Annotated in this window: 28 protein-coding genes; 7 read left to right on the top strand and 21 right to left on the bottom strand. The window is 63.5% G+C overall.

The genetic code is table 11. The features are described 5' to 3' along the window. Position 1 precedes the first annotated feature (1 nt). The 6 genes from BV82_RS02525 to ubiE all read right to left on the bottom strand — a co-directional run bounded on the left by BV82_RS02525 (position 2) and on the right by ubiE (position 4,096). Entirely contained in the window at positions 2–271 is a 270-nt protein-coding gene (locus tag BV82_RS02525; protein ID WP_010222335.1) for a twin-arginine translocase TatA/TatE family subunit, read from the bottom strand. 25 nt (positions 272–296) lie between these two features. Further along, entirely contained in the window at positions 297–632 is a 336-nt protein-coding gene (locus tag BV82_RS02530; RefSeq protein WP_010222337.1) for a phosphoribosyl-ATP diphosphatase, read from the bottom strand. A 1-nt stretch (position 633) separates the two neighbouring features. Next, on the bottom strand, positions 634–1,026 hold the full coding sequence (gene hisI, locus BV82_RS02535) for a phosphoribosyl-AMP cyclohydrolase (protein ID WP_010222338.1): 393 nt from the start codon (positions 1,024–1,026) through the stop codon (positions 634–636). Between the two features lie 72 nt (positions 1,027–1,098). Further along, positions 1,099–2,706, bottom strand: coding sequence for a ubiquinone biosynthesis regulatory protein kinase UbiB (gene ubiB / locus BV82_RS02540; protein WP_010222339.1), 1,608 nt, complete (start codon positions 2,704–2,706; stop codon positions 1,099–1,101). Further along, positions 2,703–3,326 carry a ubiquinone biosynthesis accessory factor UbiJ gene (locus BV82_RS02545; RefSeq protein ID WP_010222340.1) on the bottom strand — a complete coding sequence of 208 codons (624 nt, stop codon included), beginning with the start codon at positions 3,324–3,326 and terminating at the stop codon, positions 2,703–2,705. The genes ubiB and BV82_RS02545 overlap by 4 nt, the downstream gene beginning before the upstream one ends. Further along, positions 3,326–4,096 carry a bifunctional demethylmenaquinone methyltransferase/2-methoxy-6-polyprenyl-1,4-benzoquinol methylase UbiE gene (gene ubiE / locus BV82_RS02550; protein WP_010222341.1) on the bottom strand — a complete coding sequence of 257 codons (771 nt, stop codon included), beginning with the start codon at positions 4,094–4,096 and terminating at the stop codon, positions 3,326–3,328. Before ubiE ends, BV82_RS02545 begins: the two co-directional genes overlap by 1 nt. A gap of 124 nt (positions 4,097–4,220) precedes the next feature. Here ubiE and BV82_RS02555 point away from each other — a divergent pair, with 124 nt between their 5' ends. The 3 genes from BV82_RS02555 (at position 4,221) to BV82_RS02565 (ending at position 5,921) form a co-directional block, all read left to right on the top strand. Then, complete coding sequence (locus BV82_RS02555; RefSeq protein ID WP_036995445.1) at positions 4,221–4,496, top strand: polyhydroxyalkanoic acid system family protein; 276 nt, start codon at positions 4,221–4,223, stop codon at positions 4,494–4,496. Between the two features lie 233 nt (positions 4,497–4,729). Continuing rightward, the gene (locus tag BV82_RS02560; protein WP_010222343.1) at positions 4,730–5,149 is read left to right on the top strand and encodes a phasin family protein; all 420 of its coding nucleotides are present in this window, start codon (positions 4,730–4,732) and stop codon (positions 5,147–5,149) included. A gap of 10 nt (positions 5,150–5,159) precedes the next feature. Further along, positions 5,160–5,921, top strand: a complete 762-nt coding sequence (locus BV82_RS02565; protein ID WP_036995446.1) for a phasin family protein — start codon at positions 5,160–5,162, stop codon at positions 5,919–5,921. A 99-nt stretch (positions 5,922–6,020) separates the two neighbouring features. Here the strand turns inward: BV82_RS02565 and BV82_RS02570 are convergent, their stop codons facing one another. From BV82_RS02570 to gshB, 15 genes are all read right to left on the bottom strand, one after another. Further along, positions 6,021–6,635: a TetR/AcrR family transcriptional regulator gene (locus BV82_RS02570; RefSeq protein ID WP_010221483.1), complete on the bottom strand. Its 615-nt coding sequence runs from the start codon at positions 6,633–6,635 to the stop codon at positions 6,021–6,023. A gap of 13 nt (positions 6,636–6,648) precedes the next feature. Then, positions 6,649–8,331: a class II poly(R)-hydroxyalkanoic acid synthase gene (gene phaC / locus BV82_RS02575; protein ID WP_036995447.1), complete on the bottom strand. Its 1,683-nt coding sequence runs from the start codon at positions 8,329–8,331 to the stop codon at positions 6,649–6,651. Between the two features lie 119 nt (positions 8,332–8,450). Beyond that, positions 8,451–9,302, bottom strand: a complete 852-nt coding sequence (phaZ, locus tag BV82_RS02580) for a poly(3-hydroxyalkanoate) depolymerase (protein ID WP_010221485.1) — start codon at positions 9,300–9,302, stop codon at positions 8,451–8,453. Positions 9,303–9,362: 60 nt separating this feature from the next. After that, positions 9,363–11,042 (bottom strand): class II poly(R)-hydroxyalkanoic acid synthase, encoded by a 1,680-nt coding sequence (gene phaC, locus BV82_RS02585; protein WP_036995448.1) that lies wholly within the window; start codon positions 11,040–11,042, stop codon positions 9,363–9,365. A gap of 349 nt (positions 11,043–11,391) precedes the next feature. After that, positions 11,392–11,769, bottom strand: coding sequence for a gamma-butyrobetaine hydroxylase family protein (locus BV82_RS02590; RefSeq protein WP_010221487.1), 378 nt, complete (start codon positions 11,767–11,769; stop codon positions 11,392–11,394). A gap of 92 nt (positions 11,770–11,861) precedes the next feature. Beyond that, on the bottom strand, positions 11,862–13,199 hold the full coding sequence (gene hslU, locus BV82_RS02595; RefSeq protein WP_010221488.1) for an ATP-dependent protease ATPase subunit HslU: 1,338 nt from the start codon (positions 13,197–13,199) through the stop codon (positions 11,862–11,864). A 77-nt stretch (positions 13,200–13,276) separates the two neighbouring features. After that, positions 13,277–13,807, bottom strand: coding sequence for an ATP-dependent protease subunit HslV (gene hslV, locus BV82_RS02600; protein ID WP_010221489.1), 531 nt, complete (start codon positions 13,805–13,807; stop codon positions 13,277–13,279). A gap of 184 nt (positions 13,808–13,991) precedes the next feature. Continuing rightward, positions 13,992–15,263, bottom strand: coding sequence for a dihydroorotase (locus tag BV82_RS02605; RefSeq protein ID WP_036995449.1), 1,272 nt, complete (start codon positions 15,261–15,263; stop codon positions 13,992–13,994). After that, a complete protein-coding gene (locus BV82_RS02610) occupies positions 15,260–16,264 on the bottom strand; it encodes an aspartate carbamoyltransferase catalytic subunit (RefSeq protein ID WP_010221491.1) in 1,005 nt (334 codons plus the stop codon). Before BV82_RS02610 ends, BV82_RS02605 begins: the two co-directional genes overlap by 4 nt. A 12-nt stretch (positions 16,265–16,276) precedes the next feature. Further along, positions 16,277–16,795, bottom strand: coding sequence for a bifunctional pyr operon transcriptional regulator/uracil phosphoribosyltransferase PyrR (pyrR, locus tag BV82_RS02615; protein ID WP_010221492.1), 519 nt, complete (start codon positions 16,793–16,795; stop codon positions 16,277–16,279). A 62-nt stretch (positions 16,796–16,857) separates the two neighbouring features. Then, complete coding sequence (gene ruvX / locus BV82_RS02620; protein WP_010221493.1) at positions 16,858–17,289, bottom strand: Holliday junction resolvase RuvX; 432 nt, start codon at positions 17,287–17,289, stop codon at positions 16,858–16,860. Next, positions 17,289–17,858 carry a YqgE/AlgH family protein gene (locus BV82_RS02625; protein WP_010221494.1) on the bottom strand — a complete coding sequence of 190 codons (570 nt, stop codon included), beginning with the start codon at positions 17,856–17,858 and terminating at the stop codon, positions 17,289–17,291. Before BV82_RS02625 ends, ruvX begins: the two co-directional genes overlap by 1 nt. Positions 17,859–17,929: 71 nt before the next feature. After that, complete coding sequence (locus BV82_RS02630) at positions 17,930–18,913, bottom strand: ankyrin repeat domain-containing protein (RefSeq protein WP_051636762.1); 984 nt, start codon at positions 18,911–18,913, stop codon at positions 17,930–17,932. An 84-nt stretch (positions 18,914–18,997) separates the two neighbouring features. Beyond that, on the bottom strand, positions 18,998–19,903 hold the full coding sequence (locus BV82_RS02635) for an energy transducer TonB (protein ID WP_010221496.1): 906 nt from the start codon (positions 19,901–19,903) through the stop codon (positions 18,998–19,000). A gap of 109 nt (positions 19,904–20,012) precedes the next feature. Then, positions 20,013–20,966 (bottom strand): glutathione synthase, encoded by a 954-nt coding sequence (gshB, locus tag BV82_RS02640; protein ID WP_036995450.1) that lies wholly within the window; start codon positions 20,964–20,966, stop codon positions 20,013–20,015. A gap of 314 nt (positions 20,967–21,280) precedes the next feature. Here gshB and pilG point away from each other — a divergent pair, with 314 nt between their 5' ends. Genes pilG through BV82_RS02660 form a run of 4 tightly spaced genes read left to right on the top strand, consistent with a single transcriptional unit; the run spans position 21,281 to position 24,711 of the window. Further along, entirely contained in the window at positions 21,281–21,691 is a 411-nt protein-coding gene (pilG, locus tag BV82_RS02645) for a twitching motility response regulator PilG (protein ID WP_010221498.1), read from the top strand. 42 nt (positions 21,692–21,733) lie between these two features. After that, a complete protein-coding gene (gene pilH, locus BV82_RS02650) occupies positions 21,734–22,099 on the top strand; it encodes a twitching motility response regulator PilH (protein ID WP_036995589.1) in 366 nt (121 codons plus the stop codon). After that, entirely contained in the window at positions 22,096–22,650 is a 555-nt protein-coding gene (locus BV82_RS02655) for a chemotaxis protein CheW (protein WP_026001212.1), read from the top strand. The genes pilH and BV82_RS02655 overlap by 4 nt, the downstream gene beginning before the upstream one ends. Before the next feature lie 15 nt (positions 22,651–22,665). Further along, on the top strand, positions 22,666–24,711 hold the full coding sequence (locus BV82_RS02660) for a methyl-accepting chemotaxis protein (protein ID WP_010221501.1): 2,046 nt from the start codon (positions 22,666–22,668) through the stop codon (positions 24,709–24,711). The last annotated feature ends 4 nt before the right edge of the window (positions 24,712–24,715 follow it).

Here is a 24,715-nt window from a genome sequence, read left to right on the forward strand (position 1 = left end):
ATCAATCTTTCCTGATCGGCTCTTCGACCTTGTGGGCCTGGCCATCGATGGTCTGCGGCTGGTTCAGCGGCGACGTGGCCTGCGGCTGGACGGGTTGCACCGGAGGGGGTGTCTGTTCGGCCGGCTTGGTCTCTTCTTCGTTCATGGCTTTCTTGAAGCCCTTGATCGACTCGCCCAGGTCGCTGCCGAAGTTCTTCAGCTTCTTGGTACCAAACACCAGTACGACCACGACCAGCAGGACGATCCAGTGTTTCCAGTCAAAAATACCCATGGTGCAATCCCTCGAAATAATTCAGTTAGGCCGACGGCTGACGCGCTGCTTTCTCGGCGTGCCCGGACAGGCCGAAACGGCGGTCCAGTTCGTCCAGCACCGCCTGCGGGTGCTGGCCCAGTTGGGCGAGCATGACCAGGCTATGGAACCACAGATCGGCGGTCTCGTAGATGACATCGCTGCAGTCGCCGCTGTGGGCGGCATCCTTGGCGGCGATGATGGTCTCGACCGACTCTTCGCCGAGCTTTTCCAGAATCTTGTTCAGGCCCTTGTGATACAGGCTGGCCACGTACGAGCTGTCGGGCTCGGCGCCTTTGCGCGCTTCCAGTACTTCGGCCAGGCGGGTCAGGGTGTCGCTCATGTCAATGTCCTGCGCTGTAGATGGCATGCGGGTCCTTGATGACCGGATCGACGGTCTTCCACTCACCGTTGTCGAAGACCCGGTAGAAGCAGCTCTCGCGGCCGGTATGGCAGGCGATATGACCCAGTTGTTCAACCATCAGGATGATCACGTCGGCGTCGCAGTCCAGGCGCATTTCGTGCAGCTTTTGCACGTGGCCGGATTCTTCGCCCTTGCGCCACAGTTTGCCACGCGAACGTGACCAGTAGATGGCCCGCTGCTCGGCGGCGGTCAGCGCCAGCGCTTCGCGGTTCATCCAGGCCATCATCAGCACGCGCCCGGTCTTGTGGTCCTGGGCGATAGCCGGTACCAGGCCATCGCTGTTCCAGTTGATCTCGTCCAGCCAGTCTTTCATTTTCGACTCCAAAGCCGGGTCCGATCCTTTGCCGAACCCTTGTGCTAGTGTGCCAGCCAGCAGCCCGGCTGGCTATCGACGCACGATCAGGTAGAGGCCAGCGGCCAGCATCAACCAGGCAGGCCAGGCAGCGGGAGCGCTGAGGCTGACCGCGCCGGCAGCCAGGGTGGCGCCGCCGCCGAGCAGCCCGGCACCGAGCAGGCGCAGGGCCCAGTGATCGTTCTTCGGCTGCCAGGTCGCGGGCGGGTCGGCCAGGTGCGGCTGCGACATGCGTTCGAGCAGGTCGCGGGTCATGCCGGCCAGGTGCGGGATCTGCTCGACCTGGCCATGCAGGTTCTGCAGCAGGGTCTTGGGGCTGACCCGTTCGCGCATCCAGCGCTCGAGGAACGGCTGGGCGGTGGTCCACAGGTCCAGGTCCGGGTACAGCTGGCGGCCCAGGCCTTCGATGTTGAGCAGGGTCTTCTGCAACAGAACAAGCTGCGGCTGGACTTCCATGTTGAAGCGCCGCGCGGTCTGGAACAGGCGCATCAGCACCTGGCCGAAAGAAATATCCTTTAACGGTTTTTCGAAGATCGGCTCGCACACGGTGCGGATCGCCGCTTCGAATTCATTCAGTTTGGTCTGTGCCGGTACCCAGCCCGAGTCAATGTGCAACTGCGCCACACGGCGGTAGTCGCGCTTGAAGAAGGCAAACAGGTTGCGTGCCAGGTAGTCCTGGTCCTCGGGGGTCAGGCTGCCGACGATGCCGCAGTCGATGGCAATGTACTGCGGGCTCCACGGCTTGACCGTGCTGACGAAGATGTTGCCTGGGTGCATGTCGGCATGGAAGAAGCTGTCGCGAAAGACCTGGGTGAAGAAGATCTCCACGCCACGCTCGGCGAGCATCTTCATGTCGGTGCGCTGGTCGGCCAGGGTCGCCAGGTCAGTGACCTGAATACCGTAGATGCGCTCCATCACCAGCACTTTAGGCCGGCACCAGTCCCAGTACACCTGGGGCACGTACATCATCTCCGAGCCTTCGAAGTTACGCTTGAGCTGGCTGGCGTTGGCCGCTTCGCGCAACAGGTCGAGTTCGTCGTAGATGGTCTTTTCGTAGTCGTTGACCACTTCCACCGGGTGCAGCAGGCGTGCATCGGCCGAAACCCGTTCGGCGCCGCGAGCAATCAGGAACAGCCAGGCCAGGTCCTGGGCAATGACCGGCTTGAGGCCCGGGCGCACCACCTTGACCACCACCTCTTCGCCGCTCTTGAGCTTGGCCGCGTGTACCTGGGCCACCGATGCCGAAGCCAGTGGCTCGACGTCAAAGCGGCTGAACACCTCGCTGATCTTCGCCCCGAGCTGTTCTTCGATCAGGGCGATGGCTTTTTGCGGATCGAACGGCGGCACCCGGTCCTGCAGCAGCATCAGCTCGTCGGCGATGTCTTCGGGCAGCAGGTCGCGGCGGGTCGACAGCAACTGGCCGAACTTGATGAAGATCGGCCCCAGGTCCTGCAGCGCCAGGCGCAGGCGCGCGCCACGGCTGAGCTCCAGCTCTTTGCGCGGCAGCCAGCGCCAGGGCATGGCATAGCGCAGGCCCATCAGCCACCAGGGCAGGGGCAGGGCGAACAGCAGGTCATCGAGACGGTAACGAATCACGACGCGCTGGATGCGCAACAGACGGCGGACGGCAAGCAGCTTCATGCGTTATCGCTGGTATCAAGGGATCGGGCAAGGCGCTCGATGCGCGCCTCAAGGCGTTCAATATCGACTTTTAGCGTGTCGAGTTCGCTGAAACGGGCTTCGGCTTCGCGCTGGCCTACCAGGGTCCGGGCCTCTTCGGCGAGGTACTCGGAGAGGTTCTGGTTGAGCGCCGCCAGGCCCTGGCGGGTCCAGTTGGCGCGGCTGCGCAAATGGCCGCTGAGCAACTGCGTGGCGATCGGCCCCAGCCAGCGGGAGACTTCGTACTCCCAGTCAAGCTCCAGGTCCTGCAGCACCGCGACCAGATCGAGCAGCACCGCGCTATCGCCTTCAAGCTCGACCTGCGGGCTGTGCAGCACCGCGCTCTTGTCCTGGCTCAGGGCCAGGCGCACCAGGCTGCTGGCCGGCGCACGCAAGGTGCAGTCAGCCTCATTGGCCCAGTGCGCGGCGAGCATCAGGCCTTCGTCGCTGGGCAGGATGAACAGCTGCAAGGCCGGCTGGCGGCAGTCGATGGCAATCACCTTGCCGTCCAGCGGGCTCAAGCGCGGCAGCGCTGTGCTGTCCAGGCGCAAAACACGGTTGAGGCCGTGTTCGACGCTGGCGAGCAGGCCGGCCAGGAGCATCAGGGCTTGATTCCCCGGTGCAGGGCGACGATGCCGCTGGTCATGTTGTGGTAGGTGACGCGATCGAAGCCGGCCTCGACCATCATCGCCTTGAGGGTTTCCTGGTCGGGGTGCATGCGGATCGATTCGGCCAGGTAGCGGTAGCTTTCCGAGTCGTTGGTGATCAGCTTGCCGGCCAGCGGCATGAAGGCGAACGAGTAGGCGTCGTAGACCTTGGACATCAGCTTGTTGGTCGGTTTGGAGAATTCCAGCACCAGCAACCGGCCACCGGGCTTGAGCACCCGCAGCATGGAGCGGATGGCGTCTTCCTTGTGGGTGACGTTGCGCAGGCCGAAGGCGATGGTCACGCAGTCGAAGTGGTTGTCCGGGAATGGCAGTTTTTCGGCGTCGGCCTGGACGAACTCGATGTTGCCTGCCACGCCGCGGTCGAGCAGGCGGTCGCGACCGACCTTGAGCATCGACTCGTTGATGTCGGCCAGCACCACCTGGCCGGTAGGGCCGACCAGGTGCGAGAACTTGGCCGCCAGGTCGCCAGTGCCGCCGGCGATGTCGAGCACCCGGTTACCCGGGCGCACGCCCGACAGCTCGATGGTGAAGCGCTTCCACAGGCGGTGCATGCCGCCGGAGAGCACATCGTTCATCAGGTCGTACTTGGCCGCCACCGAGTGGAACACCTCGGCGACTTTCTCGGCCTTCTGGCTTTCCGGCACGTTCTTGTAGCCGAAGTGGGTGGTGGGTTCGGCGTGGTCGCCTTTGCGCTGATCGTTCATATCGCTTCACCGGAAAAAATTACTGGCCATTCTAGGGCGTACGGTCGGATTTGTCTTGGCGGGGTGTGTCGCAGGTGGGGCGCGGGCATAATATAAGTATGCCTTCGAACCCAGGATTGAATGAATGACCCAGATCAGCGTTGAACGCAAACACAGCCTGGGCCGCGACGCGGCCCGGCAAAAGGCCGAAGCCCTGGTCGACAAGCTGGCCCGCGAATACGACCTCAAGGCCAGCTGGCACGGCGACCGGGTCGAGGTCAAGCGCAGTGGTGCCAACGGCAGCGTGCTGATTGGCGAGGACAGCATCAAGGTCGAGCTGAAGCTGGGCATGATGCTGTCGATGATGAGCGGGACCATCAAGAGCGAGATCGAGCGGGCGCTGGATAAGGCGCTCGCCTAGCGGCTCAAGGGGGGAGCTTCAAGCTGCAAGCTGCAAGCTGCAAGTGCTTCGCGGTGAATGGGAGGGGGCGACGGTTTCAAGATCACCGCTGCCCTTTCTTGCCGCTTGAAGCTTGAAGCTTGCCGCTGCCCCTTTATTAGTGTGCCAATTCTAATTTTCCCCCCTACCTTGTGCTCAGGCCCAACTTCCGTGGGCAGTTCCTCCATTTCCGTTCAGAGCGTGAGGTGCAGAGCATGGCCAAAGTGATCCTGAAGAAAAAAGACGACGCCCAGCGCAGGTTGGGTGAGGTGCGCGGCTACGCGCGCAAGATCTGGCTGGCAGGCCTGGGGGCTTACACCCGGGTAGGTCAGGAAGGTGCCGACTACCTTAAAGAGCTGGTCAAGGCCGGCGAATCGGTAGAACAACGCGGCAAGAAAAAACTCGATGCGAAGGTCGATGCTGCCAACTCCGAGATTGATTCGGTGAAGGGCGAGCTGACCAGCGTCAAGGGCAAGGTCGAGGTTCAACTCGACAAAATCGAAAAGGCTTTCGACACGCGGGTCGCAAGCGCCTTGAATCGCATCGGCATTCCGTCTAAACATGACGTGGAGGCACTCTCTGCCAAGCTCGATGAGCTCACGGCATTGCTTGAACGTGTCGCACGTAAACAATAAGGAGAGCGGGATGGCTGGCAAGAAGAATACTGAGAAAGAAGGCAGCTCCTGGGTCGGGGGGATCGAGAAGTATTCCCGCAAGATCTGGCTGGCTGGTTTGGGTATCTACTCCAAGATCGATGCGGATGGCAGCAAGCTGTTCGACACCCTGGTCAAGGATGGTGAGAAAGCTGAGAAGCTAGCCAAGAGTTCGGTCGACTCGGCCAAGGCTACTGCGAAATCGGCTAGCTCTCGGGTCAGTGATGTCAAAGATCGCGCGCTGGGCAAATGGGGCGAGCTCGAAGAGGCTTTCGACAAGCGCCTGAACAGTGCCATTTCGCGTCTGGGCGTTCCGAGCCGCAATGAAGTCGCCGCCCTGCACAAGCAGGTCGACACGCTGACCAAGCAGATCGAGAAGCTGACCGGTGCATCGGTGACGCCTATCTCGAAAAAGCCGGCAGCGAGCAAGGCTGCGGCCAAGCCATTGGCCAAGGCTGCACCGAAAGCGGCGGCGAAACCTGCAGCAAAAACTGCAGCGGCTAAACCTGCAGCCAAGCCAGCGGCGAAAACCGCAGCGGCTAAACCTGCGGCCAAGCCAGCAGCCAAACCGGCTGCGGCGAAGAAACCGGCAGTGAAGAAGCCAGCGGCCAAGCCAGCAGCTAAACCTGCAGCAGCGAAGCCGGCGGCACCTGCGGCCAGCGCTGCACCGGCGCCAAGCCCGGCATCGGTAGCCAGTGCTGCACCGGCCTCTGTGGCGCCATTGGCACCGGTAAGCCCGATCAGCCAGTCCTGATACTGGCTTTATCGCGGGGCAAGTCGGGTCGCCGCACCGCCGCTCCCACAGGATTTTGTGGGAGCGGCGGTGCGGCGACCCGACTTGCCCCGCGTGCTTTCAGCCCTCCAGATACCTTAGCGCCAACTGCTCGGCTGCATGCCGCGAGCCCGCCTCCAGGTGCGGCGCCACCAGCATCATCACCTGATACACCACCACCCCCACCTCACCTTCACGGGCCAGCACCCGCTGGTAATCGAGCGAGAACAGCAGCGTCAGGGTGATCTGCTCAACAAGCTGCCCCAACGCCCGAGTATCGCTGAGCACCTGGCCCTGCGCCTTGAGGCTGGCCAGCAGCGCCGCCAGGGTGCGCTTGAGGGCGTTGAGCAGGTTGCGCATGCCGCGAGCCAGCTTGGGCAAGCGCCCGGTCAGGTTCGACAGGTCCTGGAACAGGAAGCGGTACTGGGCCATGCGCTCGACGATCAAGTGCAGGAACAGCCAGTAGTCCTCGGCATCCAGGCGCACTTCCAGCGGCGGGTCGAGCAGTGGCGTGAGCTCCTCCTCGAAACGTTCGAACAACCCCAGCACCAGCGGCTCCTTGCCGTGGAAGTGGTAGTAGAGGTTGCCCGGGCTGATACCCATCTCGTTGGCAATCTCCAGGGTCGAGACATTCGGCTCGCCCTGGCGGTTGAACAACTGCAGGGCACATTCGAGGATACGGTCGCGGGTTTTCATCCGTTCTTCTTGTTCAGCGCGCCTGGACGTAGCTGCCGGGCGCGGGGTCCATGGGAGGGTAGTGCTGGTTGCCAAGGGCCATCAGGGTTTCGCGTTGGGCGCCGGAGCGCGCTTGAATCCATTCCAGCCACTGCGGCCACCAACTGCCGTCGATCTGCTTGCCATCGTAGAGCCAGGCCCGCGGGTCACTGCTCAGGCGCGAGTTGTCGACGTAATGCGCCTTGGGGTTGCCCGGTGGGTTGATGATGCTCTGTACATGGCCGCTGTTGGCGAGGATGAAGCGCTTGTCGCCACCGAGCAGCAATGCCGAGCGATACACCGCATCCCAGGGGGTGATGTGGTCGTTGTTGCCGGCGACGCTGAAACTGTCGACGTTGACCTTCTGCAGGTCGATCGGCGTGCCGCACACCTCAAGGCCCGCGGCATGGGCCAGCGGGTTGTGCTTGAAGAAGTCCAGCAGGTCGCCATGCAGCGCGGCCGGCAGGCGGGTGTTGTCGTTGTTCCAGTAGAGAATGTCGAACGCCGGTGGCGCCTTGCCCAGCAGGTAGTTGTTGACCCAGTAGTTCCAGATCAGGTCGTTGGGGCGCATCCAGGCAAACACCCGGGCGATTTCGCGGCCATCGAGCACCCCTTGCTGGTAGGAGCGGCGCTTGGCCGCTTCCAGGGTTTGTTCATCGGCGAACAGGCTGGCCGGGCTGTCGATCTGGCTGTCGAGCAGGCTGACCAGGTAGGTGGCGCTGTTGACCCGGCGCAACTGGCGCTTGGCCTGCAAGTGGCCTTGCAGCGCGGCCATGGTCAGGCCGCCGGCGCAGGCGCCCATGAGGTTGATCTCGCGGCTGCCGGTGATCGCCCTGCACACGTTCATGGCTTCTTCCAGCGCTTCGACGTAGCTCGACAGGCCCCACTCGCGATGACGCGGGTCGGGGTTGCGCCAGCTGATCATGAAGGTCTGCAAGCCGTTCTTGAGCATGTACTGAACGAAGCTGTTGGCCGGGCTCAGGTCGAAGATGTAGAACTTGTTGATCTGCGGCGGTACCACCAACAGCGGCTTGGCATACTGTTTTTCGCTCATCGGCTTGTACTGGATCAGCTCCAGCAGCTCGTTGCGAAACACCACCGCGCCCGGCGTGGTGGCCAGGTTGCGGCCGACTTCAAAGGCTTGTGGGTTGACCTGGCGCGGCAGGCCGTCGTTGTGGCGCAGGTCATCGAGCAGGTGGTTGATGCCACGCACCAGGCTCAGGCCGCCGGAGTTGAACAGTTCCTTGACCGCCAGGGGGTTGAGCAGCGAGTTGCTGGGCGACACGGCATCGTTGAACAAGGTGAACAGGAAGTGCGCGCGGGCGCGGTCGTCCGGTTCCAGCTGGCTTTCATCGATCCACAGGCGGGTCTGCTTCTGCCACGCCAGGTACGCCTGCAGGCCGCGGCTGTAGAGCGGGTTCTGGCTCCAGGCCGGGTCCTTGAAGCGGTTGTCGCGGGGGTTGGGTTGATAGGGGGTTTCGCCGAGCAGCACTTTGCCCAGTTGATTGCCCAGGGCGAGCATGTGCTTGGCGGTGTGCAGCGGATGGCGCAGGCCATGGCGGCTGACACTGCGCAAGGTCGAGAGCAGGTCACGACCGCGCAGGCCGCTGATCGCACTCTGCACGTTCATATAGGTGGCGGGGACCGGTAGCGATCCCTTCGCGGGTTTGTCTTTCATCAGGCAACACTCCGTCGTCAGGCCATCAACAAACACATCAATGCAAGAGCGACACCAACCTCACGCCGCGCACCCGGGTTGCCTGGCGTCCTGCCAAGGGCTCGGGTGTGGCAGGCTTCTCAGCTGCTGGGAGCGGGCCGAGGGTGCATGACGGCGCGTTGGCGCTCTTGCTGGAGGAACTTCATGATGATCGGGGCGACGGTCTCGGCCCGGGTGATCAGGAACAAATGACCGTCGTCGATTATGTGTAGCTGGGCATTGGGAATTCGCCAGGCCAACAGACGCATGTTGATCAAGGGAATTAGCGGATCGTCGTCGCCAGCCAGCACCAGGGTCGGCTGCTGGATCTTGTGCAGCCAGTGAATGCTGGTCCAGCCGAGCCCGGCAAACAGCTGCCAGTAGTAACCAAGCTTGCCCCCGGAGCGCACCTTGGCCGCGTGCGACAAGGCCAGGTCAGGGTCGCGGCGAAAACCGCCGCCGTAGATCTGTGGCGCGATGCGGATGACATGGGACGGTTGCACGTAGCGCCTGGGGCTGGCCATCAACCACAGCACCTTGGGCTTGCCCGGGACCATCACCGCACCGGCGGCGGTGGCGGCCAGCACCAGTTTCTTGCAGCGCTCGGGATAGTCATGGGCGAACTGCTGGGCCAGGGCACCGCCCCAGGACACGCCAATGACATTGACCTGGCCATAGTCGAGGTAGTCGAGCATGCGGGTGGTGAGCTTGGCCAGCCCGGGAAAGCGGTACGGGTGGCGCGGGGTCGATGAGCCACCGACGCCCGGCACATCGAAGGCAATCACCTCCAGATCCGGGTCCAGGGCCTGGATGAAGGGGAATACCAGCTCCAGGTTGGCGCCGATACCATTGAAGATCAGCAAGGGCGTCAAGTGCGGCTTGCCGGGTCGGACGGCGGTGCGGATGGTTTGTCCATCCAGATCGACGGTCCTGAAAATATACGGTTGCGGCATGCGCGAAGCCCTGTGGTGGATAAACGCCGCAGCCTTTTCGAGCTGCGGCGGTGTTCGCTATCAACGCTCGTGAACGTAGGTCCCTGGCGCTGCGGCACCGGCCACATAAGCCTTGTTGCCAAGGTTGGCCGGCGCTTTCTTCAGCTTGCCCGAACGCTCGGCCAGCCAGGTCTGCCAGTACAGCCACCAGGAGTCGGTGTGCTTGGTCGAGTTCTCTTGCCAGTCGAGGGCGCTGGCGGGCATTTCACTGTTGGTCATGTAACGCGCCTTGGGGTTGCCCGGCGGGTTGAGGATGCTCTGGATGTGCCCACTGTTGGACAGCAGGAACTCGACCTTGCCACCGAACAGCTGGGCCGATTTGTAGCACGATTGCCACGGGGTGATGTGATCGGCGGTACCGGCGACGCTGAAGATGTCGGTGGTCACCTGCTTGAGGTCGATCGGTGTGCCGCACACTTCCAGTGCATCGGGGCGCAGCAGTGGATTGTTTTTGAACATTTCGATCAGGTCGCCGTGGAAGGCGGCCGGCAGGCGCGTGGTGTCGTTGTTCCAGAACAGGATGTCGAACACCGGTGGCTCGTTGCCCAGCAAGTAGTTGTTGACCCAGTAGTTCCAGATCAGGTCGTTGGGCCGCATCCAGGCGAACACCTTGGCCATGTCGCGGCCTTCGAGCACGCCGGCCTGGTAGGAGTGGCGCTTGGCGGCTTCGAGGGTCTGTTCGTCGACGAACAGCGCCACCTGGGTGTCGAGGGTGGTGTCGAGCACGCTGACCAGCAGGGTCAGGGCGTTGACCTTTTTCTCGCCCAGCGCCGCGTAGTGGCCCACCAGCGCAGTGCAGGTGATGCCGCCGGAGCAGGCGCCGAGCATGTTCAGGTCCTTGCTGCCGGTGATCGCCAGGACCACGTCGACCGCCTCCTTGAGCGCATCGATGTAGGTCGACAGGCCCCATTCGCGCTGGGACTTGGTCGGGTTGCGCCAACTGACGATGAAGGTCTGCACGTTGGAGCGCAGGCAGAAACGCGCCAGGCTCTTTTCCGGGCTGAGGTCGAAGACGTAGAACTTGTTGATCTGCGGCGGCACCACCAACAGCGGCTTTTCCAGCACCTGTTCGGTGATCGGCCGGTACTGGATCAGCTCCAGCACGTCGTTGCGAAACACCACCGCGCCTTCGCTGGTGCCCAGATTCTTGCCGACCTCGAAGGCGTCCATGTTCACCTGGCTGGGCATGCCGCCATTGTTGACCAAGTCCTTGGCCAGGTTCGACAAGCCGTCGAGCAGGCTCTTACCGCCGGTTTCGAAGAAGCGCTTGACCGCCGCCGGGTTGGCCGCCGTGTTGGTCGGCGCCATGGCCTCGGTCATCAGGTTGATGACGAAGTGGCCGCGGCTGATGTCCTGGTCGGAAAGATTGCTGCTACCGATCCAATCGTGCAGTTCCTTGCGCCAGGCCAGGTAAGTCTGCAGGTAGCGGCGATACAGCGGGTTCTGGCTCCAGGCCGGGTCGTGAAATCGACGGTCGTCGTTCTCCGGCTGCAAGCTCGACTTGCCGAAGATCACATCCTTGAGTTCCATGCCGAAATGCGCGACATGCTTGGCACTGTGCAGCGGTTGGCGAATGGCCTGACGCAGTACCATTCGAGCAGAAGTCAGCAAATCCTTGCGGCGCAAGCCGATCACCGGGTTCAGACCCAGGGTGTTTTCCGAGGCTTGGCGCTGCAGGTCATCGTTATTCTTGTTACTCATCTACGACGCTCCGTTGTCCTGAGACGAGTACCGGTTGACTGTGCGCGTTACACAGACGAACGCCCGGTACTGCTGCTCGGGTGACCAGTGATAACGAACTGCGGTCCTGCGGCCGGATGCAAACGACGATGAGCCCTGCGGGTTTTTTCTGCGTGAGAAGACTGCCTGCTTTCGCTCGCGACCTCTACATACCAGCCCGACCCTGCATTAAATCCGATGCAGGGAACTTGCCAGATCCATTGGTTACCCGACTTTTTGGTATAGCGCAAGACGGCCACTCATTGGCCGTAGTGCAGGCATTCAAGCAAATAGAATTAGAAAATGCGCTCTAAACCCTGGAGGGCGCGAGCTAGAGCATCAGCTTGACGATCGACTCGTTGGGGTCGCGGGATTTTCCGGCCTTTGCCAGCTCATCGAGATAGTCGGCCCAGAGGGCCTCCTGGCGCAGGCACAGCTGCTCGAGGTATTCCCAGGTGAACAGGCCGCTGTCATGGCCGTCGTCGAAGGTCAGTTTCAGTGCGTACTGGCCGGCAGGTTCCAGCCCGCTTAGGCCGACGCCGAGCTTGCCGTACTGCAGGATCGGATTGCCGTGGCCCTGGACCTCGGCGGAGGGGGAGTGCACGCGCAGGAATTCGGCGGGCAGGTGGTACACCTCGCCTGGCCCGTAGGTCAGGGAGAGGGTCTTGGAAGCTTTGTGCAGGTTGATGCTGCTGGGGAGTCTGGTCATGGATAAGGGCTCTTGGGCTACAAGCTGCAAGCTACAAGCTGCAAGACACCGGTGTCCAGCTTGCAGCTTGCAACTTGAAGCTTGCCGCTGCGCTACAGGATGTAGCGTGACAGGTCTTCGTTCTGCGCCAATTCGCCCAGGTGACTGTTGACGTAGTCGGCGTCGATGTGGATCGGCGCTTCGCTGTGGGCGCTGGCCAGGTCGCCGGCGCTGAACGACACCTCTTCGAGCAGGCGCTCGAGCAGGGTGTGCAGGCGACGGGCACCGATGTTCTCGGTCTTCTCGTTGACCTGCCAGGCGATCTCGGCCAGGCGCTTGATGCCGTCGGCGGCGAACTCGATGTTCAGGCCTTCGGTTTTCAGCAGCTCACGGTACTGCTCGGTGAGCGAGGCGTGCGGTTCGCTGAGGATGCGCTCGAAGTCTTCCGGGCTCAGGGCCTTGAGCTCGACGCGGATCGGCAGACGGCCTTGCAGCTCGGGCACCAGGTCGCTTGGCTTGCTCAGGTGGAAGGCACCGGAGGCGATGAACAAGATATGGTCGGTCTTGACCATGCCCAGCTTGGTGTTCACCGTGCAGCCTTCGATCAGCGGCAGCAGGTCGCGCTGGACACCTTCGCGCGAGACATCGGCGCCGCCGACGTTGCCGCGCTTGGCGACCTTGTCGATTTCGTCGATGAACACGATGCCGTGCTGCTCAACCGCTTCCAGGGCCTTGGCCTTGAGCTCGTCTTCGTTGACCAGGCGCCCGGCTTCTTCGTCGCGCACCAGCTTGAGCGCTTCCTTGACCTTGAGTTTGCGGCTCTTGCGCTTGCCCTTGCCCATGTTGGCGAACAGGTTCTGCAGCTGGTTGGTCATCTCTTCCATGCCCGGTGGCGCGGAAATGTCGACGCCCATGGCCTCGGCCACTTCGATCTCGATTTCCTTGTCGTCCAGCTGGCCTTCACGCAGGCGCTTGCGGAACAGCTGACGGGTGTTGGAGTCCTGGCTGGTCACCTGGTCTTCATTGAAGCCAGTGCGCGCAGGCGGCAGCAGGGCATCGAGGATGCGCTCTTCGGCGGCGTCTTCGGCGCGGTGGCCGACACGGATGATTTCCTGCTCGCGGAGCATCTTGATTGCGGCATCGGCCAGGTCGCGGATGATCGACTCGACGTCACGACCGACATAGCCGACTTCGGTGAACTTGGTCGCTTCGACCTTGATGAACGGTGCATTGGCCAGTTTGGCCAGGCGCCGGGCGATTTCGGTCTTGCCGACGCCGGTCGGGCCGATCATCAGGATGTTCTTCGGCGTCACCTCAACGCGCAGCTCGGCTGGCAGCTGCATGCGCCGCCAGCGGTTGCGCAAGGCGATGGCGACGGCGCGCTTGGCGTCGTCCTGGCCGATGATGTGGCGGTTGAGTTCGTGGACGATCTCGCGGGGGGTCATGGACATGGTAATGATGGTCCTTGGGCTCGATAAGTCAGCGTGGAAAAGCCCGGCCACCGGGGCCGGGCGCCAGAACAGCTGAATTACTCGGCCAGGTCCTGCTCCTCGATGGTCAGGTGATGGTTGGTGAACACACAGATGTCACCGGCGATGTTCAGCGCGGTCTCGGCGATTTCGCGGGCCGAGAGGTCGGTCTTCTGCAGCAGGGCGCGGGCGGCGGCCTGGGCGTAGGCGCCACCGGAGCCCATGGCAATCAAGCCGTCTTCGGGCTCGACCACGTCACCGTTGCCGGTAATGATCAAGGAGGCGTCCTTGTTGGCCACGGCCAGCATGGCTTCCAGGCGGCTCAGGGAGCGGTCGGTACGCCATTCCTTGGCCAGCTCCACGGCGGCACGGACCAGATGGCCCTGGTGTTTTTCCAGTTGCCCTTCGAAGCGTTCGAACAGGGTGAAAGCGTCGGCGGTGGCACCGGCGAAACCGGCGATGACCTGGCCGTGGTACAGGCGGCGGACTTTCTTGGCGTTGCCTTTCATCACGGTGTTGCCGAGGGAAACCTGGCCGTCGCCGCCCATGACGACTTTGCCGTGGCGGCGAACTGAAACGATGGTGGTCAAGGGAGAGTCTCCACGCAGCGGGGCGAAAATGCCTGATGCAGACTCATATGGGGGTGGTGGGAAGGATTTCAACTACACACATGTGTGTGAGCGATAAGCTGCAAGCTTGAAGCGGCAAGAAAAAGCGGACCGGCGACTGGCCTGGTCCGCTTGTAGCTCAAGGCTTGCAGCTTGTGGCTGACCTTCAGGTCTCGTGACTGATATGCCCATCGACCAAGGTATAACGCACCGCTCCCGGCAGGCAGTGGCCGATGAACGGGCAGTTGTCGCCCTTGGAGCGCCACTGCTCGCCAGCGACGGTCGAGGCCTTGGCATCGAACAGCACCAGGTCGGCCGCACTGCCAACCTTCAGCTCGCCCGCTGGCAGGCGCAGCGCCGCGGCAGGGCCCGCAGACAAACGCTGCAACAAAGTTGGCAGGTCGAGCAGGCCGTCCTCCACCAGGGTCATGGCCAGCGGCAACAACAGTTCGACGCTGCTGATGCCCGGTTCGGTCGCCCCGAACGGCGCCAGCTTGGCATCACGCTCATGGGGCTGGTGATGGCTGGAGATCGCCTGGATCACCCCGGACTTCACTGCCTCGCGCAGGCCGTCGCGGTCGGCACGGGTGCGCAGCGGCGGTTGCACGTGGTAGAGGCTTGAGAAGTCGCGCAGCGCTTCGTCGGTGAGGATCAACTGGTACAGGGCAACGTCGGCGGTGACCGGCAGGCCCAGTGCCTGGGCCTGGGCGATCAGCCGCGCACCGCGGGCGCTGGTCAGCTGGCTGAAGTGGGCGCGCACGCCGGTTTGTTCGACCAGCAGCAGGTTACGCGCCAGGGCCACGGTTTCGGCGGTTTCCGGGATGCCCGGCAAGCCGAGGAAGCTGGCCATGGCGCCTTCGTGGGCCAGGCCGCCCTGGGCCAGGTCGCGGTCCTGGGAGTGGAAGATCACCGTCAGGTCGAAGGTCGCGGCGTATTCCAGGGCACGGGCCAGGGTGCGGTTGTTGGCAAAGGCATTGAGGCCGTTGCCGAAGGCCACGCAACCGGCGTCGCGCAGGGCAATCAGCTCTGCAAGCTGCTCGCCTTCCAGGCCTTTGCTCAGGGCGCCGATCGGATAGACCTTGCTGTGCCCGGCTTCGCGGGCGCGGTCGAGGATCAGTTCGGCCACTGCCGAGGTATCCAGCACAGGCTTGGTCTGCGGTGGGCAGCACAGGCTGGTGACGCCGCCGGCAGCGGCGGCGCGGGTTTCGCTGGCGATGCTGCCTTTGCGGCTGTAACCGGGCTCGCGCAGGGCGACATTGAGGTCGACCAGGCCGGGTGCGGCTACCAGGCCCTGGGCGTCGATGCTGCGCGCGGGCTTGAAGCCTGCCGGGGCGGCGCCGATGGCGATGATCTTGCCGGCATCGATGTGCAGGTCGGTGGTCTGGTCCAGGCCACTCAGGGGGTCGATGACCCGGGCGCCGAGGATACTGAGGGTCACTGGGCGTTCTCCTGCTCGAATTGACGTTGTGCGGTCTGCCCGCTCATGGCCATGGACAGCACCGCCATGCGCACCGCGATGCCGTAGGTGACCTGGTTGAGAATCACCGAGTGAGCGCCGTCGGCCACGGCCGATTCGATCTCCACGCCGCGGTTGATCGGGCCCGGGTGCATGACGATGGCATCCGGTTTGGCTCCGGCCAGGCGTGCGGTGGTCAGGCCGAACAGGCGGTAGAATTCGCCTTCGCTGGGCAGCAGGCCGCCGGCCATGCGCTCACGCTGCAGGCGCAGCATGATCACCACGTCGACGTCCTTGAGGCCTTGCTCGAGGTCGGTGTAGACCTTGACGCCATACTGCTCGATACCGATCGGCAGCAGGGTTTTCGGGCCGATCACGCGGATATCCGGGCAGCCCAGGGTTTTCAGTGCGAGCATGTTCGAGCGCGCGACCCGCGAGTGCAGGATGTCGCCGACGATGGCCACCGAGAGGTTCTCGAAGCCGCCCTTGTGCCGACGAATGGTGAGCATGTCGAGCATGCCCTGGGTCGGGTGGGCGTGGCGGCCGTCGCCGCCGTTGATGATCGCCACCTCCGGGCATACATGCTCGGCGATGAAGTGCGCGGCGCCCGAGTCGGCATGGCGCACGACGAACATGTCGGCCGCCATGGCTTCGAGGTTGCGCAGGGTGTCGAACAGGGTTTCGCCCTTGCTGGTCGAGGAGGTCGACACGTTCAGGGTGATGACGTCCGCCGACAGCCGCTGGGCGGCCAGTTCGAAGGTGGTACGGGTGCGGGTGGAGTTCTCGAAGAACACGTTGCAGACGGTCTTGCCGCGTAGCAGCGGGACCTTCTTCACGGCCCGGGCGCCGACTTCGAGGAACGAGTCGGCGGTGTCGAGGATTTCGGTCAGCAGTTCACGGGGCAAACCGTCGAGCGAGAGAAAGTGGCGCAGCTGGCCCTGATCATTGAGCTGCAGCGGGCGCTTGGCGTCGATTGGCGTCATCGCGGGGGACTCTTAAAGGGCGGATGCGGAGGCGAGGTCCTGGCGCTCGAGGGCGAGCGGTGCGGGTCCGGTCAATTTTACCCGTTCATGGGCGGCCAGCGACAGGGTGGCGCCGACCACATTCGGCCGGATCGGCAATTCACCGGCATCCAGGTCGAGCAGGCAGACCAGGGTCACGCTGGCCGGGCGGCCATAGTCGAACAGTTCGTTGAGGGCGGCGCGGATGGTGCGTCCGCTCATCAGCACGTCGTCGATCAGCACCAGGTGCTGGCCTTCGATCTCGAACGGCAGGTCGGACGGGCGCACCTGCGGGTGCAGGCCGTTCTGGCTGAAGTCGTCGCGGTAGAAGGAAACGTCAAGTGTGCCCAGGGCGGCATCGCTGCCCAGTTCTTCAAGCAGTGCCTGGGCGACCCAGACACCACCAGTGCGGATGCCGATGAAGCGCGGCTCGGCAATGGCGCGCCGGGCCAGATGGGCGCGAAGGTCAACGGCCATCTGCCGGATCAGTTCGGCGGGATTGGGTAGGCTCATGCTTGCTCCTCAAGGGGCCGGGGAGCGGTACGCTGGCCCGGCTTGAATGCGATGATCGGGTCTCAGGCCCCGGTATTGGCCTCCAGCCAGCCCTGCAGCAGCAAGGCGGCGGCAATGGCGTCCACCGGGTTGTCGCGATAGCTGCCACGCTGGCCGCCACGGGCCATGCGTTCGCCCTTGGCCTCGAAGGTGGTCAGGCGCTCGTCGTGGGTGTGCACCGGCAGGTTGAAGCGGCCATTGAGGCGGCGGGCGAATTTTTCCGCGCGCTCGCTCATCTCGCTGGGGGTGCCGTCCATGTTCAATGGCAGGCCGACCACCAGGGCGTCGGGTTTCCATTCCTTGATCAGTTTTTCCACCTGGGCCCAGTCCGGTGTGCCGTTCTGCGCCTTGAGGGTGCACAGCTCGCGGGCCTGGCCGGTGATGACCTGGCCGACCGCGACGCCGATCTGGCGGCTGCCGTAGTCAAAGCCCAGCAGCAAGCGTACTTCGGCCATCAGGCGTGCCCCGCCTGGCTGGTCAACAGGCTGAGGTTGATCCCCAGGCGTGCTGCGGCCGCTGCAAGGCGCTGCTCGCAGGCCATGCCGAAGATGATCTCGGGGTCGAACGGGCAGTTCAGCCAGGCGTTGTCGGCCAGCTCCGCTTCCAGTTGCCCGGCTTCCCAGCCGGCATAGCCGAGGGCGATCAGGCTCCGCTTGGGGCCAAGGCCGTCAGCGATGGCGAACAGCACGTCCTGGGAGGTGGTCAGTGACAGGCCGTCGAGCTCGACGGTGGCCTGGAAGGTGCGCTCGCTGCTATGCAGGACGAAGCCGCGGTCGGTTTGTACCGGGCCGCCCATGTAGATCGGGACGTGGGTGCAACTGGCCGGCGGATCGACCTCCGGGCGCAGTTGTTCGAGGATGTCGGCCAGGTTGAGGTCCTGCGGTCGATTGACCACCAGCCCCATCGCCCCATTGGCGTTGTGCTCGACAATGTAGGTCAAGGTCTGCGCGAAGTTCGGGTCGGCCATGTGTGGCATGGCGATCAGGAACTGGTGCTTGAGGTAATCCGGGCTGAGGTTCTTCATGGTTGATAGTGTGGCGGTGAGCGGCCACGCTGACAAGGTGCTGGCGTCACCTTGTCAGCTTTACTGCGGGGTTACTTGAACAGCTTGACCACTTCTTCGGTATACAGGGTTGGCGACTCTTCAGCGGCCGACAGCACGTACTCCTGGACGGTCTGCTGCTTGGCCTGCGGGTACTTGGCCAGGTAGCTCTCCGGGAACGCCGGGGCCTTCAGGCTGGAGCCGGCCTTGATCAGTGCGGCGACGCAGTCCGGGTTGTCCGAGCGGGCGGCTTCTTCCAGCGGCGTACCGACCGGGAAGGTGCCGTGCTGCTCGTGGTAGGCATCGATCGAGCTGCCTTTTTTCAGCAGCAGGGCGATGCGCTGGGCGGCTTGCGGGTCGGGCTGGCCGTTCATCTCAAAAGCGCGTTCGCAAACATGGTGCAGCGGCGTCGAGCCGGTCAGGGTGACCTGGTACGGATTGGCGCCGGCAGCGACCAGCAGCTTGATCACCTCCAGGTTTGAAGCACCCGGTCCGGTCAGTGGGGTAAAGCCGTTCGGCCGGACGGCCTTGGCATCGGCGCCGGAATCCAGCAGCAGCTTGATCAGTTCGGGTGAGCCCTTGCGTGCTGCGGTGTTCAGCGGCGTGGCGGAATCGCCCTGGGCTAATACATTGACGTTGGCGCCAGCCTTGATCAGGCCCTTGACCATGCGCAGGTCAGCCTCGGAGGCCTTCGACTGTTCGGCCTGGTTGAGGACGAATAGCAGTAGGGTTTCGCCGTTTTCCTGGATTGGCGTGTTGACGTCACCGATCTTTGGCAGGAACAGCTCGAACGGCGCGACGATCTTGTAGGAGGCTGCCAGGAACATCGGCTGGCCTTTCGGGTCGGCACCCTGGTCGAGCAGGGCCTGGATCTTGGCCAGGCGCGCCGGGGTTTCGTCGTACTTGTACTCGCCAACTTCGTTGTACAGCTTCTGCGACAGCTCGGCGGCGTCGGCGAAGGCGGCAGCAGGCAGGGCGCAGGCGGCCAGGGCCAGGGCGAGGGCAGCGGTTTTGCGGGCAAAATTGATGCGCGACATCAAAAGAATCCTTTCTTGAGGGGGATATACGGGCGCGCATCATCGCAAAATGGCTATTGTTTTGCCATCAGGCGGAGCCTTAGATCAGTTGCTTTGCAGGCGGTCGCCGCGGGCGAAACGCCAGGTACGGATGATCTCCAGCCGGTCGATATCGGCCAGGTCGCCGGTGAACGGCGCGAACGGAGCGGCCAGGCGTACGATGCGCTGGGCAGCCTGGTCGAGCAGGGGCTGGCCGGAGGACTCGAGCACCAGCACCTCATACAGCGAGCCGTCGCGGTTGATCGACACCATCAGCCGCAGGCTGCCGTAGATCTGCTGGCGCCGGGCTTCGTCGGGATAGTTGAGGTTGCCGATGCGCTCGACCTTCTTGCGCCACTCATCCTTGTACCAGGCGCCCTTGTCGCGCATGGTCGAGGCGGCGTTGAGGCGATGAATGCGCGGACGCTTGGCGTACAGCTGTTGCTCGTTGGAGAGCTCGGCTTCGAGGCTGGCGATCTGGCTGGACAGCTGCGAGCTGTCGAAATCCGGGGTCGCGGCCTTGGGTTTGGGCTGCGGCTTGGCTTCCTTGGGCCGGGTTTCGACTTTTTCCGGCTTCGGTGCCTTGGTCGCGACCACGGCTTTGGGCGGCGTCGGTTGCGGCTGCACTTCGGGCTTGGCGGCTGGAGGCGGTGTGACCTTATTGATCTTGCTGTCCTGGAAGGGCGCCACTTCGGTGGTTTTCGGCAGCGCTTTCTTGTCCAGGGTGCCGCTGCCTTGCTGGTTGTCCTGGGCCAGGTAGTCAGCCTTCTGCGGTGCTTTCTCGCTCTTGAAGGTGGCCAGGGTGATTTCCATGGTCCGGCGGATTTCTTCGGGCTTGGCGAAGGTGAAACCGACGCCGAGGATCAGCACCAGGTGCAGCAGCGCCGCCAGGAACAAGGTAAAACCCAGGCGATCCACCGGGCGTACGCGGGGTGGAGAGAAGTCGGCAGGGATGTCAGCAGGAAGCGTCATCAGGTATCCAGCAGCTGCAAAACCCGGGAAAAACCGGCAGAGCAGGTGCCCAGGTCATAAAAACGACCGGCATGATACCCCACTCTGCGCGGTTGCTCCGCGTCGGCTGTCAGCGCGCCTTGAGCTTGCGATCAATGGCATCCATCAACTGCACGCCGATCTTGGTGCCGAAGGCATTGTCGATCTCGCGGATGCAGGTCGGGCTGGTGACGTTGATTTCGGTCAGGTGCTCGCCGATCACGTCCAGGCCGACGAACAGCAGGCCCTTCTCGCGCAGGGTCGGGCCGACCTGTTCGGCGATCCAGCGGTCGCGGTCGGTCAGTGGGCGGGCTTCGCCACGGCCACCGGCGGCAAGGTTGCCACGGGTTTCGCCAGAGGCGGGGATGCGCGCCAGGCAATAAGGCACCGGCTCGCCGTCGATCATCAGGATGCGCTTGTCGCCGTCCTTGATGGCCGGCAGATAGCCTTGCGCCATGATTTGCTGGGTGCCGTTGCCGGTCAAGGTTTCGAGGATCACCGAGAGGTTCGGGTCGCCGGGGCGATGGCGAAAGATCGAGGTGCCGCCCATGCCGTCCAGCGGCTTGAGGATGGTGTCGCCCTGCTGGTTGACGAATTCACGCAGGATGTCGGCGCGGCGGCTGACCAGGGTCGGCGGCGTGCACTGCGGGAACAGCGTGGCAAACAGTTTTTCGTTGCAGTCGCGCAGGCTCTGCGGGCGGTTGACCACCAGCACGCCGGCGGCTTCGGCCTGTTCCAGCAGGTAGGTGCTGTAGACGAACTCCATGTCGAACGGCGGATCCTTGCGCATCAGGATCACGTCCAGCTCGCTCAGGGCGCAGTCTTGCTCGGCGTCGAGCTCGAACCAGTGCTCCGGGTCGGCGAAGACTTTCAGCGGGCGCATGCGCGCGCGGGCCTGGCCGGCACCCTGGTAGAGGTCCTGCTGCTCCATGTAGAACAGCGACCAGCCGCGCTCCTGGGCGGCCAGCAACATGGCCAGCGAGCTGTCCTTTTTATAGGAAATGCGCGCAATGGGGTCCATGACAATCCCGAGGCGAACGCTCATGGGCTAAATCCTCTCAGCGGCAATGGGCCGCATTGGCTCGAATGAAAAGTGGCGTCAGGGTGGCGCTCGCGGCGCTGGCGGTCAAGGGAAAAACGCATCCTGGCCGGTGCTGCGGCGGGCGTCGGCGCGGGCCGATGGAATGCACCCCCCAGAGTGTGCTAAAAAGGCCTGGCACGTGGCCTGCGAGGCCGTCTCCAGCTGCAAGCCACAAGCCATAGGCCACAAGAAAAAGCACGCCGCGTTCACCCTGCTTTTTCTTACCGCTAGAAACTTGTAGCTTGCCGCTCATAGCGAGCAGCGATGGTAGAGCAATTATGGAACAGCCCGGCGCGGCATTGAAGGTGATGGTGATCGACGACTCCAAGACGATTCGCCGCACCGCCCAGATATTGCTCAGCGAAGCAGGATGTGAGGTCATCACGGCCATCGACGGTTTCGATGCCCTGGCCAAGATCATCGACCACCAGCCGCAGATCATTTTCGTCGACGTGCTGATGCCGCGTCTGGACGGTTACCAGACCTGCGCCCTGATCAAGCAGAACAGCACCTTCAAGGACACGCCAGTGATTTTGCTGTCGTCTCGCGATGGTCTGTTCGACAAGGCCCGCGGCCGCGTCGTCGGTTCTGATCAATTTTTGACCAAGCCTTTCAGCAAGGAAGAACTGCTGGACGCAATCAAGGCCCATGTGCCGGGATTCGCCGCAGAAGAACAACACGCACCCTGACGCTGCGCCGCCGCAGGCGTCTATTCCTTCATGGGGAACAGCATGGCCCGAGTTCTGATCGTCGACGACTCGCCGACCGAAATGTACAAACTGACCGGTATGCTCGAAAAACACGGGCATCAGGTGCTCAAGGCCGAAAACGGCGCCGACGGCGTGGCCCTGGCTCGCCAGGAACAGCCCGATGCGGTGCTGATGGATATCGTCATGCCCGGGGTCAACGGCTTCCAGGCCACCCGCCAGTTGAGCAAGACCCTTGAGACCGCGCACATTCCGGTGATCATCGTTACCACCAAGGACCAGGAAACCGACAAGGTCTGGGGCCAGCGTCAGGGCGCCAGGGACTACCTGACCAAGCCGGTGGACGAAGACACCCTGATCAAGAAGCTCAACGCCGTGCTCAAAGGTTGACCAGCCAGCCCATGGGCGAGTCGCTGACGGCTTTCGAGCTGCTGCTGGACATCGACCGGCGTTGCCGGCTGCTGGCCGCCGACCTGCCGTTGCAGGAAACCCGCCTGCAGAGCTGGAGCGGCATCGGCTTTCGCATCGCCGAGCAGTGGTTCGTCGCGCCCATGGGCGAAGTCGCCGAGGTCCTGCACGAGCCGCGTCTGAGCCGCATTCCCGGGGTCAAGCCGTGGGTCAGCGGGGTGGCCAACCTGCGCGGCCGCTTGTTGCCGGTGATGGACCTCTGCGGTTTTTTCGGCCTCGGCCTGTCGGCCCCACGCAAGCAGCGACGGGTGCTGGTACTTGACCATGACGAGTTGTTTACCGGGTTGCTGGTCGATGAGGTGCTGGGTCTGCAGCACTTTGCGCTGCACAACCTCGACCTGTCGCCGCCAACTCCGTTATTGAGCGCTGCCGCGCCCTTCGTTCAGGGACATTTTCAGCGTGAGCGCAGTTGGGCGATCTTCAGCCCCTTCGCCCTGGCCCAGGCGCCGGGTTTCCTCGACGTCGCGTTGTAAAGGAATGCCACCTCCGTGACTACCACCAAGACGGCTCCATCGCCCCAGGGTTCCCGCAGCAGCGCGCAGATCGCGGCGTTGTTCGTGGTGCTGATCCTGTCGATCATCCTGCTGTTCGCCAACTTCGCCTACCTCAACACCCAGGCCAATTACGACAAGCAGTACATCGGCCATGCCGGCGAGCTGCGCGTGCTGTCCCAGCGCATTGCCAAGAACGCCACTGAAGCGGCGGCCGGCAAGGCTGTGGCCTTTCGCCTGCTGAGCGAGGCGCGCAATGATTTCGAACAGCGCTGGGGCTACCTGAAAAAGGGTGATAGCAGTACCGGCCTGCCTGCCGCGCCGCCGGCGGTGCGCAAGGAAATGGACGCGGTGCTGCGCGACTGGGAAAACCTGCGCAAGAACACCGACGCGATTCTTGCCAGTGAACAGACCGTGCTGTCGCTGCACCAGGTCGCCGCGACCCTGGCCGAAACCGTGCCGCAGTTGCAGGTGGAATACGAAAAGGTCGTGGAAATCCTGCTGCAAAGCGGCGCCCCGGCCAGTCAGGTCGCGGTGGCCCAGCGCCAGTCGCTGCTGGCAGAGCGCATTCTCGGCTCGGTCAACACCGTTCTGGCCGGGGATGACACTGCGGTTCAGGCCGCCGATGCCTTCGGCCGCGACGCCAGCCGTTTCGGCCAGGTGCTCGAAGCCATGCTCGGCGGCAACGAGGCGATCCAGGTTACCCGCGTGCAAGACCCCGATGCCCGCGCGCGGCTGGCCGAGATCGCCGAACTGTTCCAGTTCGTCGCAGGCTCGGTCGACGAGATCCTTGAAACCTCGCCTGAGCTGTTCCGTGTCCGCGAGGCCGCCGGGAGTATCTTCGGCCTGTCGCAAACCCTGCTCGATGAAGCCTCGCGACTGGCCACCGGCTTCGAGAACCTGGCCGGCGGGCGCACTCTGGATACCGTCGGCGGCTATGTGCTGGGCTTGCTGGCGCTGGCTTCGATCATCCTCATCGGCCTGGTGATGGTGCGTACCACTCACCGCCAGCTGCGCGAAACCGCCGAGAAAAACGAACGCAACCAGCAGGCGATCATGCGTCTGCTCGACGAAATCGAAGACCTCGCCGATGGCGATTTGACCGTGACGGTCTCGGTCACCGAGGACTTCACCGGCGCCATCGCCGACTCGATCAATTACTCCATCGACCAACTGCGCGACCTGGTGGCGACCATCAACCTCAGTGCCGAGGAGGTGGCCGCCGCCGTGCAGGACACCCAGAACACCGCGCGACAGCTGGCCAAGGCCTCCGAACACCAGGCCCAGCAGATCAGCGATGCCTCGGTGGCGGTGGGCGACATGGCCGAGTCCATCGACCGGGTGTCCACCCACGCCTACGAGTCGGCGAAAGTGGCCGAGCGTTCGGTCGCCATCGCCAACAAGGGCAACGAGGTGGTGCACAACACCATCAACGGCATGGACAACATCCGCGAACAGATCCAGGACACCGCCAAGCGGATCAAGCGCCTGGGCGAGTCGTCCCAGGAGATTGGCGATATCGTCAGCCTGATCGACGACATTGCTGACCAAACCAACATCCTCGCCCTCAACGCGGCGATCCAGGCCTCGCTGGCCGGTGAAGCCGGGCGTGGCTTTGCCGTGGTTGCCGATGAAGTGCAACGCCTGGCCGAGCGCTCGTCGTCGGCCACGCGCCAGATCGAAGCGCTGGTGCGGACCATCCAGGCCGACACCAACGAGGCGGTGATCTCCATGGAGCAGACCACCGCCGAGGTGGTGCGCGGCGCACGCCTGGCCCAGGATGCCGGGGTGGCCCTGGCGGAAATCGAAGGCGTATCCCAGACCCTCGCCGACCTGATTCACAGCATCTCCGATGCCGCCCAGCTGCAGACCTCTTCGGCCGGGCAGATCTCGCATACCATGTCGGTAATCCAGCAGATCACCTCGCAAACCTCGGCTGGCTCTACCGCCACCGCCGAAAGCATTGGCAACCTGGCGCGCATGGCCAGTGAAATGCGCCGCTCGGTGTCCGGCTTTACCTTGCCGCCGACGCCGCCGCGTTGAGGGC

It is taken from the genome of Pseudomonas donghuensis, from assembly GCF_000696345.2.
Lineage (GTDB): Bacteria > Pseudomonadota > Gammaproteobacteria > Pseudomonadales > Pseudomonadaceae > Aquipseudomonas > Aquipseudomonas donghuensis.